Genomic DNA, 14922 nt, shown 5'->3' on the forward strand with positions numbered 1-14922 from the left:
ATAATGGTTAATGGCACTAATAATTACCTGAATTCTTATTAGTGCTTTTTTATTTGATTTTTATTTTTTTGTGTTAGAACCTGTTTAGGATCTTTTTTAACTTATTTTTGATTAAATTAATATCATAAATGTTATTTTATAGTTGAAAAATAAATTTTTAATCGATAAGTTGTCAAATGATAAAATCTTTTTAACAAAAAAATGACAAAGAAAATAAAATGTTAATTAACTGTCAGGTTAGAAATAATTATTCCCTTTTTTAGTTTAATTATGTTTAAAAGATTCCAAACAGGTTCTTAGAACCTGTTTAGGATCTTTTTTAACTTATTTTTGATTAAATTAATATCATAAATGTTATTTTATAGTTGAAAAATAAATTTTTAATCGATAAGTTGTCAAATGATAAAATCTTTTTAACAAAAAAATGACAAAGAAAATAAAATGTTAATTAACTGTCAGGTTAGAAATAATTATTCCCTTTTTTAGTTTAATTATGTTTAAAAGATTCCAAACAGGTTCTTATACTTAATTTGTAAGTATAGGTTTACCCTACTATGCTTAACTTATTAAATTTTTAATTTAATGAATTCAGGAGGTTAAGTATTTTTTATGTTTAAAGTACAGTTAGTTAATATTGAAAAAGGGCGTATTATTCCCGATAAAAATAATAAAGGTCAAACATTGAATTTTGATGTTTTGAAGTTTGTAGAAATAAATAAACAAACAAGCGTGCCAACTGGTCAAACACGTGATAAATGATATAATCCGGAATTTGCTAGTGATTTTAATAATTATTTATCTGCTGTTGATTTAAAAGTTGGTAATTTTTATTCACTTGAACTTGATTTAAGCGGTAATATTAAAAAACTTTCTAATTGAAAATAGTTATTTACTAAAAGGGTAATTTTAAATAATTATTTTATGTTAGGAGTTAATTTTAAATTATGGCTAAAAATGATAATTGTTTATGTGAACAAGCATTTCATTTAGCAATTTATATATGTAAACTTTGTGACCAAGTTATTTGTCCTAAAAGAGTTTTGCAAAACTTATATACTAGAAAATATTATTGTCCAAATTGTATATTAGATATTGCTTTAAATAAATCAATGAGACAACAAGAAAGTAAGTTTAATTATGAGACATAAGTGTAGTGATTGAACTTATGAAAGAGTATTTGGTTGTGAAATGTGTTATAGAGTTGCTAATGAAATGGAACGAATAAGAAAAGAAAATAAAAAAAATCAAGGTGGTAAATAAAAATGCAAGATTTAGAAAAACGTATTGAAGAATTAGAAATTATTGTTAATGATTTAGTTAAATTTCAAACTTTGCTTTTACATTCTTTTAATTATCTTGGTAAAGATGAAGAGAAATTTAAAACTAATATTAAACGTTTAAAATAGTATTAAAAAAAACTAAATAGGGAGCATATATATACTTTTTTGTGTACTTTGCTCCCATGTTATACAAATTAGTATAAATATGCTCCTTATTAATAAAGTAAGGAGTTTTATTTATGCCTAATGAGTTAGAACAAACTAGTAATTATACTTTAACTAAAATTTTAAGAACTGGAATAAGTCCATTAAGTGCTATGGTAGGAGTTAGTGCTTATTATGGTCAATATTTAAAAGACCCAATATTAGGTTCTATTAATTCTTTGTTATTTAGTAAAAAGTTAGGAATTGATATATGGAATATTAATCAAAGACCTATTACTAGAAATAAAGTGATTAATAGTTATAAAAAGATATTTTTAGGTTTAGGAACAATTGGTTTAATTAATTATGCTAAGTTTGTTAATTATGTAGATAAGTCAGTTTCTTTATTAAGAGATGAACCTTGTTTTTGACCACCTTGCCCTACTGAACCCCCAATTCCTACTCCAATACCAACACCTAAGCCAGTAGTTGATAATCCTTTTGTAGATTGAGATACTTATATATCTTTAAATAGTTTTGGTATAGCAAATGTTATTAGTGGTTTAACTGAGTTAATACCTAATAGGTTTCAAAATATAAGAAAGATAGCAAATATGGGAACTGGTGGTTGTTTGATTAGTAGTGGTGTTGCTATGGGTATTAATAATGATTTTAGTAATTATTTTGCTATTCCTACAATTATTGCTGGTGCAAGTGAGATTATAAATACTTTATTGTTACCTTTGGGAAATACACATAATAATACAGAATTACAAGAAGTATTTACTGATGAAAGAGCAAGGTTAATTAATGGTAGTGTTAATGATTATCAAAGTATAAGTGATGATGGTATGGTTAATGTTGATTTAAATGGTGATAGTATGTCGGAGATTAATTTAGATAGAGCAAGTTTAAATTGGGATTATTCTTAGAACCTGTTTAGGATCTTTTTTAACTTATTTTTGATTAAATTAATATCATAAATGTTATTTTATAGTTGAAAAATAAATTTTTAATCGATAAGTTGTCAAATGATAAAATCTTTTTAACAAAAAAATGACAAAGAAAATAAAATGTTAATTAACTGTCAGGTTAGAAATAATTATTCCCTTTTTTAGTTTAATTATGTTTAAAAGATTCCAAACAGGTTCTTATGCTTATACATTAGGTGGTGTTTAAAGTGAAAATATATATGTGATGAATTTTAAAATTTATGGCATTAACTGGATGTATTACATTTAGTATATTTTTAGGATTAATCCCTAGCATTATAGTTTTAGGAATTGTTGCAATTAAACCAGTATCTATTTTAATTAGTATTGTTATAGGTTATGTTGGTATTCCATGAAATAATATTAAAAATAAAATAACAAATTGGGTTTTTAAAAGAAAAGAAAATAAATTGATTAAGAAAAATGATTTAAAAGTAGAAAGAAAAAGATATGAAAAACAAAAATTAGAAAGAAAATTTGAAAATTTAAACAATCAAATAAAAGAATTAAAACAAACATTAGAATTTCAAAATAAATTATTAGAAATTAATAATGAAATGCCAAAAATTAGCGAACAAAATAAAATGATAAAAACATTTATTTTATAAGAACCTGTTTAGGATCTTTTTTAACTTATTTTTGATTAAATTAATATCATAAATGTTATTTTATAGTTGAAAAATAAATTTTTAATCGATAAGTTGTCAAATGATAAAATCTTTTTAACAAAAAAATGACAAAGAAAATAAAATGTTAATTAACTGTCAGGTTAGAAATAATTATTCCCTTTTTTAGTTTAATTATGTTTAAAAGATTCCAAACAGGTTCTAAGGAGTGAATTAATTTATGAAAAAAGATAAATGAAAAAATATGCCAAGACAAAAGTTGCATAAGAAAAAGGCAAAAAGAAATTTTGAACAGAGATTATATGAAAATATGAGTTTTGATAATTTTTTAGGAGGTAAAAAATAATGGTTAAATGAATAGTTGTGATAATTGCTGTGCTTGGTACTTCTTGGGCTTTTAAAGGTACTATTAAAAAGTTAGTTTGAAAATTTAAACATAGAAAACACAATGTAGTTGACCCAGATTGTTGATATTGTAAAGAACAAAAGCGAAAAGAAAGAGCAAGAAAAGAGTTAGAGGAGGGAGGTGATTAGTATGCCAAAAGGTTTAAGTGCTTTAATAGAAATGATTGGAGGTATTGGCCAAAAATTATTAGAATCTTTTAGAACCTGTTTGGAATCTTTTAAACATAATTAAACTAAAAAAGGGAATAATTATTTCTAACCTGACAGTTAATTAACTGGAATGGCAACACTTTTTAGGACTATTTTTTGGTAGACACTTGTTCTTGATATTTGATAGGAGTTAAGTAGTTTAAAGTGCTGTGGATTCTTATGTTGTTGTATCAATTGATATAATCAAATAATTCTAATTTTAATTGGATTAATGATGTAAAATTTTTATCATTAATAAATTCAGTTTTGAAAGTTTTAAAAGTTGCTTCAGCAACAGCATTATCATAAGGACAACCTTTTTTGCTTAAAGATCGAGTAATATTGAATGCTAATAAAAGATTATTAATAATTTTATTGTTAAATTCATTACCTCGATCACTATGAAATATTTGGATATCTTTTAAACAGCGATTTGATTGCATAAATGCTTGATATACTAGTAATGCATCTTTTTTAACTCCAACACTATGTCCAATAATTTCGCGGTTAAATAGGTCTATTAATAGGCAAATATAGTTTCATTTATCATTAACTTGAACGTAAATTAAATCACTAACAATAACTTCATTTTTAACCCTATTATTAAAGTTTCTATTAACAAGATTGGTTATTTGACTATTATTGACTTTATTATGATGATTTTTGAATGATAATTTAGTGTATTTTGATATTAAATTATGCTTATTCATAATTTCTTTAATTTTTCTGCGTGATAAATAAATTTCTTGGTTTTCTAAAATTTTTTTTAATCTTCTAGTACCATAAACTTCTTTATTTTCTTTAAAAGCACTAATAACAGCTTCATCATACATATTATTTTTGATTTTATTTTCTTTTTTCTTTAAGTTAAAATAATATGTTGATTTAGATATTTTCAAAAAACGACACATTGTGCGAATTTTACATTTAACTTTATTTTTAGCAATAATTTCTACTTTCTGCCTATTATTAGTGCTGCTTGCTTTAAAATATCATTTTCCATTCTTAATTGTTTTAATTCTTTTCTTAATTTAATTAATTCATTTTCTTCAACAGAACGATTATCTTTAGTTTTAAAACTACCTGAATTAGTAAATTGCTTAATTCAATTATAAGTAGCTGCTCTTGTAACATTGTAATCTTTAGCAATACAAGACACTGACTTATCGCTTTGATATAAAGCTACTATTTGTTTTTTAAATTCATCTGAATATGAGTTAATATTGGCCATAATTATACTTCCTTTCTTTTCACTAATTTGTTCACTTGTCTACGTAATTAGTGTCCAATAAAGTGTAACCCATCCAATTTTAAAATAATAAATATTTTTTTGTGCCATTTTATTTAATTAGTAAAGTCACTTGCTAATTAGCATTAGCAATATTTTTGCTTTTAGTTGTAATTTTAATTAGATAAAATTTAATATTATTGTAAAATTAAAATAAACAATAGAGGAGTCACAATTATGGCAAGTAAATTTTATGCAGTAAAAAAAGGTAGAGTCATTGGAATATTTGAAAACTGGAATGAATGTGAAACACAAATTAGAGGTTATGCTGGTGCTCAGTATAAAAAATTTGCAACTAAAAAAGAAGCTCAAGATTATTTAGATGATAAAATTCAAATAAAATCTGAAAATCAGTATAAATATGAAGTAATAGCATATACTGATGGTAGTTTTAAAGAAGAAATTAATCAATTTTCTTATGGACTTGTTTTCTTAAATAATGGCAAAAAAGATATATTTTGTGAAAAATTTGATGATGAAAATTGAGCAAAATTAAGAAATGTTGCTGGAGAAATAATGGGTGCACAAAAGGCAATGCAGTTAGCTTTGGAAAATAATATAAAATCAATTTTAATTTGTCATGATTATGTTGGAATTAGTAAATGATGTACTGGTGAATGAAAAACTACTAAAGTAGAAACAAAGGCATATAAAGCATTTTATGATAAAATAGCAAAAGATGTTAATGTTTATTTTAAATGAGTTAAAGGTCATAGTGGTAATATATATAATGATGAAGCAGATGCTCTTGCTTGAAAAGCATTTAATTTAAAAAAAATGTCTAAACCAATAATTTAAATGTTAAAAAGGTGGTAAATAACATGATTAATAAAAAAATAATATTATCAACTTGTTTAGGAAATATTATTGGAGGTAGTTTGTTTACTCTTTCTGATCTATATCAAAAAAGAGAACAAAATATTCTTGAATTTGATATTACTTCAGCTATAACAGTGCTTTCAGGATGTTTTACTGGTGCTCTTTTTGGTTTTATTTCAGGTCTTTTTTGTTGTTTAAATGATGAAGAAGATAATGGTGATTATAGAGAATTTTTTGAAAGTCAACAAATCATTGATAACACTCATTCTTTTCAATCTTCAAACGAATTTGCGCCTTTATTGCAAGAATATATTCTTGAAATTAATGATGAACAATTCATTCCTAATAATAATGCAGATCTTGTTTTTAATCCTCGTTTAATTTATTAAATATAATAAAATTATTCAAAAAATTTAATACCTTGATCATTAATTATTTTATTAATATCAATTTTATTATTAAGGATGTCTCTAATTTTTAAATCGATAGTATTAGCATAATATAAATTAATAATTTCTCTAGTTTTATTATCGTTTAATTGAGTTGGAAAAAAGCGACTTTCAGCTTGCTCATTTTCGGTTGGGTTTAATTCACGATCTAGAAAAATCATAACATCACCTTCATCTAATGTGATACCAACATTAGTAGATTTAATATTACATAAAATAATTTTAACTTTTTTACTTTGAAAATCACTAATAGCTTTAAGCCTTTGTTCATGATTTACTTTACCAGTAATTAATTGATGATTTAATTTATGTTTATCTAAAATGTTACTTAAAATGTTAATTCCTTTATCACTAAAACTACTATAAATAATAATTGAATCATTTTCATTATCATGTAAGTAGTCTAGTAGTCAATTAAATTTTGCTCCTAATTCTTTCATTCCCTCATTAATAGGTGTTGAACAAATAGTTCTTAATTTCGTAAATATTTGTAAAAAAGTTATTTTAGATTTTTTATTATAAAATAATTCTTGTTTCATAGTTTCAAGAGTATCATAATAAATTGCGGTTTGTGCTTTGGGCATAGTTAAAATTAAATCATTTTTAATAATTTTTGGCATTTCATTACGTACATCAATTTGTTTGCGCATAATTGATATTTTTTTAACTAAATAATCAAACTCTGCTGCTAGTTGTGGTTTAACATTTGGTTTTGGTATATTAATAGTTACAAAATCGGTAATACGTTTTCTAATTATTCCAAAATAACGAGCAACAAAATCTCAATAATCAATATTTTTATATAGTTTATTATCAATAATTTTTAATATACCAAAAATATCACTAGGATGATTATTGGCGGGGTACCAGTTAAACAATAAACTGATGATACTTTATTTGCAACTTCCAAAATTGTTGAACTTTGTGCAGTTTTATAGTTTCTTAAAAAATGTGCTTCATCAATAACTAATGTAAAATCAAATTTAGTTAATAATTTATTTTTTATATCATTTTTAAAAGTGTTTTTAGAAACTACTAAAATACAATTATTACTATTTTTAAATTGATTATATTTTTCTGTTCGCACTTTAGTAATATCATCTTTAATAGTAATACAATTATAGGTAGTTCATTTTTTAATTTCAGGAACCCATGTTAATAAAATAGTTGACTTAGGAACAACAAATAATATTTTATTAGTTTTCATTTCTGATAATGCCGTTAAAATAGTTGGTGTTTTCCCAGTACGCATTTCATTAAACAAGCCAAATCTTTTATTTGCTTTTAAAATTGCAACATCAACACGTTGATAATGTCGGACGTATTTCAAATGTGGATATAATTTAATTTTTTTTAAATCAAGTATATAGGGACTACGTCCCTCGCCACTACGTGGCTCACCCAAATTATAGTCCCAGTAGGTTCACTGGGACTATAATCATTTTTATTTATCTTTATTTTTAGGTTTATCTTTCTTTTTTAAAATATTATCCAATTTATCTAAACCAGCAGATTTAATATCACTATAAGTCATATCAATGCTACTTGCCTCTTTAAGGTATTTCTTAGGTGACAATTCACTTTTAAGTTCATGTACATAATGTAAAGCCCTAGAATTGTACCTCTTTAACCAATGTCTAGGAAAAAATAAAGTCATAGCCATTGCTTCACCACTATAACTTGGAGGCATAATACCTCTTTTAATCATTTTCTTTGTTCTACGACGTGAAAACACTACTTTATTATAATCCTCAATATTCGTATATAAATTAATATTAAACACAACAAAAAATAAAAAAACACGCATTCTTTTGACTTGAACAACATACTCTACTTTTTCTCTTGCTTGTACTGGTATTCTATTAGGATGTTGTTCAATCAAATACATTGTACCATTAAACATATGACCTATTAACTTACAAAATTGTCCTAAACTTTCTTGTTGATTTTTAAACTGCATTCCTAAATCATTAGAATTTATCTTTAATGCTAATTCATCTAAAATTATTAAATCTTGTTCTTCAAAAGCATAATTACTTGCTAACTGATTAAAAGTAAAAACATCATTATAATTAACCAAATAAGAATAACCAGTCTTTAATTTAATAGGAAAAGGACTAACTACTCGTTTCTTATGAGTTTGTGCTAAACAACAAGCAAGAGCAGATTTACCAGTACGTGGTGGTGCTGAAATAATATAACTACCTACACGTTTTAAAATTTTAACATTACGAATAGTTATACAAATTGGATAAATAATTATAATCAAACCTATAACTAATAACACATAACCATATCAAGGCATTATTTCAACTCCTAACCTCTAACAATATCAACATTTAAAGCAGTACTAATAGTATCTGAAAAAATATGCCGTAATAAACTATCTGTTGTAAAAAGAAACTGTCTTAATGGCTCAACTGGTAAAACCTTACCAATAACACCATAAAGCACTCATCTAAAAGCATTACGCAAATGAGCAAAAACATCATATCAACTTGGTCTTTCATATTCTGGATTAAAAGGACTATTTGGTGGCACTGGTGTTATATTTTCACTTGAAAAAATATTAATTTGACCAAAATTAACACTAGGTCTAACACTATGCGTATTAGTACCATGAATATCAAAAAATACAGTTAAATGTCTTAAATTAGGAACACGAACCGGAATAGTAACAAAATTATATAAATTTTGACTAAAATTATTATTATCAATTGCACCTTTAAAAGCATATTTAGTATCACCAACATAATCTAAAAAACTAAAAGTAAAATCACCAGTAAATGTATCAAAATTTAATCAATTAAAATAAAACATAAATCCTTGAATATAAAAACTTAAAGGTTTATCAATTTCAAAATTTAACTCAAATTGCAAACCAAAATTACCACCCCTACCATTTTTAACTTGAAACAAATTTTTTTTATCACTAGAAACAAAATTATGATTAAACATAATACGAGAAATTCAATCTAATTCACGTCTCTTAAAATCATAAACACCAGTACCGGAAAGAACGGTAACATGTTCTACACCAACAACATCACTTTGCAACTCAACACTAAGTAAATTATTAAAACCACCAATAATTTCACCACTAACTAATTTTAAATCCGGTTGGTCAACATCAAAATAAGCAGAATTTCAAGGAATAGTTGCTCAGTCATCAAAATTATGATATTTAACATGTTTAACCATTTCTTTTGTAATATCATAATTAACAACATTAGGGTCATTTGAAACAATCAAACTAGTAGGTGCTTGAATAAAAGTATTTACAACAAAAAATAATTTAGCAAACTTAAATCACATAATTATTTACCAAAAAAAATTTTTAAAACTATCAAAAAACCATAAAACATAATAAATCCAATAAAAAACTGAGTTCCATAAACTACTAAATTTCATAAAATAGTAGTAAATTGGTCAACTGGACTACCTATAAACATAGTTCAATAATCAACTATACATTTATGAATCTGATTGTATATCTCTAAAACACTCATAACTAACACCTACCCAAACAATAGCCTAAAAATAAATTTAATACCACGATAAATAAAATTAAAAAATACACCTAATATCAACCAAAAAGTCAAATTAAACAAAATATAAACTTCATTAGTAATATTTGGTTGATTAAAAAATATTTGAATATCTCTACTAGAAAATATAAAAATTAAATGCAATATACTATTCACAAAATCACTCATAATTAATTGCCAACTCCTCAACCACTAAATGTTCCAGTAAATTTATTACCACCAGCACCACCTTTAAACTTACCTTGTTTTTTATTTTTTTCTTTTAATTTATCAATACGTTTACTATGAACCTTAGCAATTTTTTTACCAACAAATTTTGAACTACCTTTAATATTTTTATAACTTTGCTTTACAGTCCCCGATGTAGAAACTGGTTGAATATCAATATTTAAAAAAACTGACATAGCAAACTTTATTAAAAGAATGAAAACAACAAAAGTACCTAAATTAAAACCTAAATCTGCCATTGGCAAATTTCAAAATTTCATAAAAATTTCTCCAAATATTTCTAAAACTTTTGAAATAAAAGCAACACCCATAATAAACTACTCCTATATTATTTTTAATAATTTTAAAATTAAAGAAAAAGTAAAAAGTACTAAAACAATTGCTAATAATGGTGCTGGCATTGAAATTATATGTTGTGAATTATCACCAAAAATAAAACTTTTAATAACCAAAGATAAATTATGCAAACCAGAAAAATCAGTAATATAACTTTGCAAAATATTTTGCACAATATTATTTAAAGAAGGTAAAAGTTTACCTAATAAAGGAAAAACAAAAATTATTGCAAAAAATAATTTAATCATAACCATTACCTCCTAAAAATAAGTTTCATTTTTTTTCTATCTAAACCCCCTAATAATATGTCCAATAAATTCTTTAATAAACACTAATACCATCATAAATATTGGAATTAAAACCGGTCAATTTGTCATTATAGAATCACCAGCAAATACTCAATTAAATACATAACTAAAAGATTCTAATAATTTCTCACCAATGCCTCCAATCATATCAATTAAAGCACTAAGTCCTTTTGACATACTAATCACCTCCCTCCTCTAACTCTTTTCTTGCTCTTTCTTTACGTTTTTGTTCTTTACAATATCAACAATCCGGTTCAATTACTTTATGTTTTTTATGTTTAAATTTTCAAACTAACTTTTTAATAGAATCTTTAAAAAATCATGAAGTACCAAGAACAGCAATTATAACAACTATCCATTTAACCATTATTTTTTACCTCCTAAAAAATTATCAAAACTCATATTTTCACTTAATCTTTGTTCAAAATTTCTCTTTGCTTTTTTCTTTTGTAACTTTTGTATTGGCATATTTTTTCATTTATCTTTTTTCATAAAATTAATTCGCTCCTTATAAAATAAATGTTTTTATCATTTTATTTTGTTCGTTAATTTTTGGCATTTCATCATTAATTTCTAAGAACCTGTTTGGAATCTTTTAAACATAATTAAACTAAAAAAGGGAATAATTATTTCTAACCTGACAGTTAATTAACATTTTATTTTCTTTGTCATTTTTTTGTTAAAAAGATTTTATCATTTGACAACTTATCGATTAAAAATTTATTTTTCAACTATAAAATAACATTTATGATATTAATTTAATCAAAAATAAGTTAAAAAAGATCCTAAACAGGTTCTAAGAAGTAACTATATAATTAATTGGTAAATCATCATATTTATATGGATTATTTATTTTAAAACCTTTTCTGTTTTCTTCTCACGTAATGTTATATTTAAAACAAGGATTAGTAATTTTAGTTTTGTTATCAGTTATTTCACCCATAAATCAACTATTATGCTGTTCATAAAATGTTAATGGTTCAAGTTTTATATCATTAAGATAATATTCTTTTGGAGCAATTGGTTTATTAACAATTATTTTTTGGTCTTTAATATATGGTTCTAATAATTTTATTAATTCATTACCACTTAATTCTCTTTTAATATTTTCTAAATTAAAAACTCAATACGTGTAACTGTTGTCAACAATAAAAGAATTATTTTTAATCATTCATTTTGGCAGTGATAATCTATATTCAACATAATCAATAAGAATAGATTGTGGTTTATCTTTAACAATTTGTTCTTTTTTAAATTCTATTTGCATAATAATCCTTTCCTAAATATGTCCTGTTGCTTCCTAGCATAAAGGACATATAATTTGATTTTTAGATTATTAATAATACTACTATTCGTTTTATTCATTCCATCAATTCTGGGCTCAAAAATAAATTGTGAAATTTTAAAAAGAAATCGAGGCATTCGATTCAATATTTATTTAATTTGCGTTTAGCAAATTAATATTTTAATTGAACCGGCACCGCTCAATTTTTTTTACAAGTTTGAAATTTATTTTCTCGCCCAAAAATTTTTCAAAAAAAATAAAAAATAAAACCAACCCTTGCTCACTGGAAAGTGGCAAGGTTGGTTAAACAAGGTTGGTTAAATAAAGAATAGAATTAATATAGTAGGTCCCTACAACAGGTCTATATATACTAGTTTCCAATTCGCTCCCACCCCAAGAATTACCATTAATGGTTAGTATAATTTATTAGGTATCACTCCACTTATTATTTATCCATGCAAGTCCACATGCTAGCTACTATTTTTAACAACTGTGTTGTAGTTCACTGTTTTAATTCCCTAACACGTGTTGATAATAGCGTTAAAGACGGTTCTTAAAAATTTTAAAATTTTACAATTACAAAAAAAAGACAAGATTTTTATTCTCGTCTTTTGTCATTTATTTTTAATTCAAGGGTAAAAAAAGAAAGGAGCTATTTTTAAAACTTTTTAGTTACCGACATCTTCGGTACGCTCCCAATTAATAGTATAAAAAAACAAATATAAAATCATTTATTTTTAATAAATTTAATAATGATTATTTAACATCACCGGAAAGATAAATCTTAACTTTCATTATATTTTTGGTAAATGAGAATTAAATTTAATATAATCTATTTCTGCATCTTTAAATTGAGTTTCTAATTTTTGGATGGGTTACACTTTATTGGACACTAATTACGTAGACAAGTGAACAAATTAGTGAAAAGAAAGGAAGTATAATTATGGCCAATATTAACTCATATTCAGATGAATTTAAAAAACAAATAGTAGCTTTATATCAAAGCGGTAAGTCAGTGTCTTGTCTTGCTAAAGAGTACAATGTTACAAGAGCAGCTACTTATAATTGAATTAAGCAATTTACTAATTCAGGTAGTTTTAAAACTAAAGATAATCGTTCTGTTGAAGAAAATGAATTAATTAAATTAAGAAAAGAATTAAAACAATTAAGAATGGAAAATGATATTTTAAAGCAAGCAGCACTAATAATAGGCAGAAAGTAGAAATTATTGCTAAAAATAAAGTTAAATATAAAATTCGCACAATGTGTCGTTTTTTGAAAATATCTAAATCAACATATTATTTTAACTTAAAGAAAAAAGAAAATAAAATCAAAAATAATATGTATGATGAAGCTGTTATTAGTGCTTTTAAAGAAAATAAAGAAGTTTATGGTACTAGAAGATTAAAAAAAATTTTAGAAAACCAAGAAATTTATTTATCACGCAGAAAAATTAAAGAAATTATGAATAAGCATAATTTAATATCAAAATACACTAAATTATCATTCAAAAATCATCATAATAAAGTCAATAATAGTCAAATAACCAATCTTGTTAATAGAAACTTTAATAATAGGGTTAAAAATGAAGTTATTGTTAGTGATTTAACTTACGTTCAAGTTAATGGTAAATGAAACTATATTTGCCTATTAATAGACCTATTTAACCGCGAAATTATTGGACATAGTGTTGGAGTTAAAAAAGATGCATTACTAGTATATCAAGCATTTATGCAATCAAATCTCTGTTTAAAAGATATCCAAATATTTCATAGTGATCGAGGTAATGAATTTAACAATAAAATTATTAATAATCTTTTATTAGCATTCAATATTACTCGATCTTTAAGCAAAAAAGGTTGTCCTTATGATAATGCTGTTGCTGAAGCAACTTTTAAAACTTTCAAAACTGAATTTATTAATGATAAAATTTTACATCATTAATCCAATTAAAATTAGAATTATTTGATTATATCAATTGATACAACAACATAAGAATCCACAGCACTTTAAACTACTTAAGATGATGTTATTGATGATGTAAAAGCATGGCAAAATCGACCATTAGATAGTATTTATCCGATTGTTTATTTTGATTGCATAGTAGTTAAAATACGACAAGATAAACGCATTATTAACAAATCTGTGTATATAGCTTTAGGAGTTGATTTAGAAGGTAAAAAAGATGTTTTAGGCTTATGAATTAGTGAAAATGAAGGTTCTAAATTTTGATTAGCCAATTTCACAGAAATGAAAAATCGAGGCTTAAATGATATTCTTATTGCTTGTAGTGATAATTTAACAGGAATGTCAGAAGCAATACAATCAGTTTATCCTAAAACAGAACATCAATTATGCATCGTTCATCAAATTAGAAATAGTTTGAAATATGTCTCATATAAGCATAGAAAATCTCTAGTTGCAGATTTAAAACCAATTTATACTGCATGTAGTGAAGAACAAGCAATGCAGGCTTTAGAAACATTTGAAAATAAGTGAAATAAACAATATCCTCAAATTGCTAAATCTTGATATAAAAATTGAGAAAATTTAATAGTTTTTATTAGTTATCCAACAGAAATTAAAAGAGTAATTTATACCACAAATGCTATTGAATCTGTTAATAGTCAATTACGAAAAGTTATCAGAAATAAAAAAGTTTTTCCTAATGATATGGAATAATTGAAAATATTTTATTTAGCAATTGAAAATATAACAAAAAAATGAACAATGCCCATTCAAAATTGAAATACAGCAATTGCTCATTTTATGATAAAATTTGAAGATAGAATTAATCTTAACTAGTACTTTGTAAAACAAAGCTACGTAATTATTTTCATCTTGCATTGAAGAAGCAAATGAAGATTTACTAATATCCATTTTTATTTCTCTCTTTCTAATCTATGAAAAATATCCTTCTGATTAATATAATTTAATAAAAAACTAATATAAATAAAAAATACTTATATTAGTAATGAACATATATTAAATTATTAATAATACTATCACAAATATTGATTTTAAT

The 14922-nt window shown here is 24.2% G+C and carries 22 protein-coding genes and 2 pseudogenes; 12 read left to right on the forward strand and 12 right to left on the reverse strand.

The genetic code is table 4. The annotated features are described in order from the left end of the window. The first annotated feature begins 609 nt into the window (after positions 1-609). The 8 genes from ACXUB0_RS09860 to ACXUB0_RS09895 all read left to right on the forward strand — a co-directional run bounded on the left by ACXUB0_RS09860 (position 610) and on the right by ACXUB0_RS09895 (position 3576). Entirely contained in the window at positions 610-885 is a 276-nt protein-coding gene (locus ACXUB0_RS09860) for a hypothetical protein (protein ID WP_458258536.1), read from the forward strand. A 59-nt stretch (positions 886-944) separates the two neighbouring features. Next, a complete protein-coding gene (locus ACXUB0_RS09865) occupies positions 945-1148 on the forward strand; it encodes a hypothetical protein (RefSeq protein ID WP_458258537.1) in 204 nt (67 codons plus the stop codon). After that, positions 1138-1260: a hypothetical protein gene (locus tag ACXUB0_RS09870; RefSeq protein WP_458257993.1), complete on the forward strand. Its 123-nt coding sequence runs from the start codon at positions 1138-1140 to the stop codon at positions 1258-1260. Before ACXUB0_RS09865 ends, ACXUB0_RS09870 begins: the two co-directional genes overlap by 11 nt. Positions 1261-1262: 2 nt before the next feature. Continuing rightward, complete coding sequence (locus ACXUB0_RS09875; protein ID WP_458258538.1) at positions 1263-1406, forward strand: hypothetical protein; 144 nt, start codon at positions 1263-1265, stop codon at positions 1404-1406. Positions 1407-1519: 113 nt separating this feature from the next. Then, positions 1520-2356, forward strand: coding sequence for a hypothetical protein (locus ACXUB0_RS09880; RefSeq protein ID WP_458258539.1), 837 nt, complete (start codon positions 1520-1522; stop codon positions 2354-2356). A 248-nt stretch (positions 2357-2604) separates the two neighbouring features. Further along, positions 2605-3024 (forward strand): hypothetical protein, encoded by a 420-nt coding sequence (locus tag ACXUB0_RS09885; RefSeq protein WP_458258540.1) that lies wholly within the window; start codon positions 2605-2607, stop codon positions 3022-3024. Positions 3025-3262: 238 nt separating this feature from the next. Continuing rightward, the gene (locus tag ACXUB0_RS09890) at positions 3263-3388 is read left to right on the forward strand and encodes a hypothetical protein (RefSeq protein WP_458258541.1); all 126 of its coding nucleotides are present in this window, start codon (positions 3263-3265) and stop codon (positions 3386-3388) included. After that, positions 3388-3576, forward strand: coding sequence for a hypothetical protein (locus ACXUB0_RS09895; protein WP_338960158.1), 189 nt, complete (start codon positions 3388-3390; stop codon positions 3574-3576). The genes ACXUB0_RS09890 and ACXUB0_RS09895 overlap by 1 nt, the downstream gene beginning before the upstream one ends. Before the next feature lie 170 nt (positions 3577-3746). On the opposite strand, the gene ACXUB0_RS09900 is transcribed toward ACXUB0_RS09895, so the two are convergent. Continuing rightward, positions 3747-4867 (reverse strand): IS3 family transposase gene (locus tag ACXUB0_RS09900; protein ID WP_458258542.1). Its coding sequence is split into 2 segments (ribosomal slippage): positions 3747-4624 and positions 4624-4867, totalling 1122 coding nucleotides; the frame shifts between segments, so codons are not numbered across the junction. A 234-nt stretch (positions 4868-5101) separates the two neighbouring features. Here ACXUB0_RS09900 and ACXUB0_RS09905 point away from each other — a divergent pair. Both ACXUB0_RS09905 and ACXUB0_RS09910 read left to right on the forward strand, forming a co-directional pair. Then, on the forward strand, positions 5102-5722 hold the full coding sequence (locus ACXUB0_RS09905; RefSeq protein ID WP_458258543.1) for a ribonuclease H1 domain-containing protein: 621 nt from the start codon (positions 5102-5104) through the stop codon (positions 5720-5722). 23 nt (positions 5723-5745) lie between these two features. Next, positions 5746-6132, forward strand: coding sequence for a hypothetical protein (locus tag ACXUB0_RS09910; RefSeq protein WP_458258544.1), 387 nt, complete (start codon positions 5746-5748; stop codon positions 6130-6132). Positions 6133-6143: 11 nt separating this feature from the next. On the opposite strand, the gene ACXUB0_RS09915 is transcribed toward ACXUB0_RS09910, so the two are convergent. From ACXUB0_RS09915 to ACXUB0_RS09965, 11 genes are all read right to left on the reverse strand, one after another. Continuing rightward, on the reverse strand, positions 6144-7070 hold the full coding sequence (locus ACXUB0_RS09915; protein WP_458258545.1) for a helicase-related protein: 927 nt from the start codon (positions 7068-7070) through the stop codon (positions 6144-6146). Continuing rightward, positions 7016-7597, reverse strand: coding sequence for a DEAD/DEAH box helicase family protein (locus ACXUB0_RS09920; RefSeq protein WP_458258546.1), 582 nt, complete (start codon positions 7595-7597; stop codon positions 7016-7018). The genes ACXUB0_RS09915 and ACXUB0_RS09920 overlap by 55 nt, the downstream gene beginning before the upstream one ends. Before the next feature lie 39 nt (positions 7598-7636). Then, a complete protein-coding gene (locus tag ACXUB0_RS09925) occupies positions 7637-8497 on the reverse strand; it encodes a hypothetical protein (protein ID WP_458258547.1) in 861 nt (286 codons plus the stop codon). Between the two features lie 11 nt (positions 8498-8508). Next, the gene (locus tag ACXUB0_RS09930; protein WP_458258548.1) at positions 8509-9507 is read right to left on the reverse strand and encodes a hypothetical protein; all 999 of its coding nucleotides are present in this window, start codon (positions 9505-9507) and stop codon (positions 8509-8511) included. Between the two features lie 2 nt (positions 9508-9509). Then, complete coding sequence (locus ACXUB0_RS09935) at positions 9510-9701, reverse strand: hypothetical protein (RefSeq protein WP_458258549.1); 192 nt, start codon at positions 9699-9701, stop codon at positions 9510-9512. Between the two features lie 209 nt (positions 9702-9910). Then, a complete protein-coding gene (locus ACXUB0_RS09940) occupies positions 9911-10279 on the reverse strand; it encodes a hypothetical protein (RefSeq protein WP_458258550.1) in 369 nt (122 codons plus the stop codon). A 12-nt stretch (positions 10280-10291) separates the two neighbouring features. Next, positions 10292-10552, reverse strand: coding sequence for a hypothetical protein (locus ACXUB0_RS09945; protein ID WP_458257990.1), 261 nt, complete (start codon positions 10550-10552; stop codon positions 10292-10294). Between the two features lie 36 nt (positions 10553-10588). Beyond that, entirely contained in the window at positions 10589-10789 is a 201-nt protein-coding gene (locus ACXUB0_RS09950) for a hypothetical protein (RefSeq protein WP_458258551.1), read from the reverse strand. Position 10790: 1 nt separating this feature from the next. Then, the gene (locus ACXUB0_RS09955; RefSeq protein WP_458258552.1) at positions 10791-10979 is read right to left on the reverse strand and encodes a hypothetical protein; all 189 of its coding nucleotides are present in this window, start codon (positions 10977-10979) and stop codon (positions 10791-10793) included. Then, on the reverse strand, positions 10979-11104 hold the full coding sequence (locus ACXUB0_RS09960; protein WP_458258553.1) for a hypothetical protein: 126 nt from the start codon (positions 11102-11104) through the stop codon (positions 10979-10981). The genes ACXUB0_RS09955 and ACXUB0_RS09960 overlap by 1 nt, the downstream gene beginning before the upstream one ends. Before the next feature lie 304 nt (positions 11105-11408). Then, positions 11409-11879: a hypothetical protein gene (locus tag ACXUB0_RS09965; RefSeq protein ID WP_458258554.1), complete on the reverse strand. Its 471-nt coding sequence runs from the start codon at positions 11877-11879 to the stop codon at positions 11409-11411. A 961-nt stretch (positions 11880-12840) separates the two neighbouring features. On the opposite strand from ACXUB0_RS09965, the pseudogene ACXUB0_RS09970 reads away from it, so the two are divergent. After that, a pseudogene (locus ACXUB0_RS09970) lies at positions 12841-13969 on the forward strand (IS3 family transposase). Further along, a pseudogene (locus ACXUB0_RS09975) lies at positions 13920-14702 on the forward strand (IS256 family transposase); the annotation flags it as partial. The pseudogenes ACXUB0_RS09970 and ACXUB0_RS09975, both read left to right, overlap by 50 nt. Positions 14703-14922: the final 220 nt, after the last annotated feature.

Source organism: Spiroplasma endosymbiont of Dactylopius coccus (assembly GCF_977110965.1).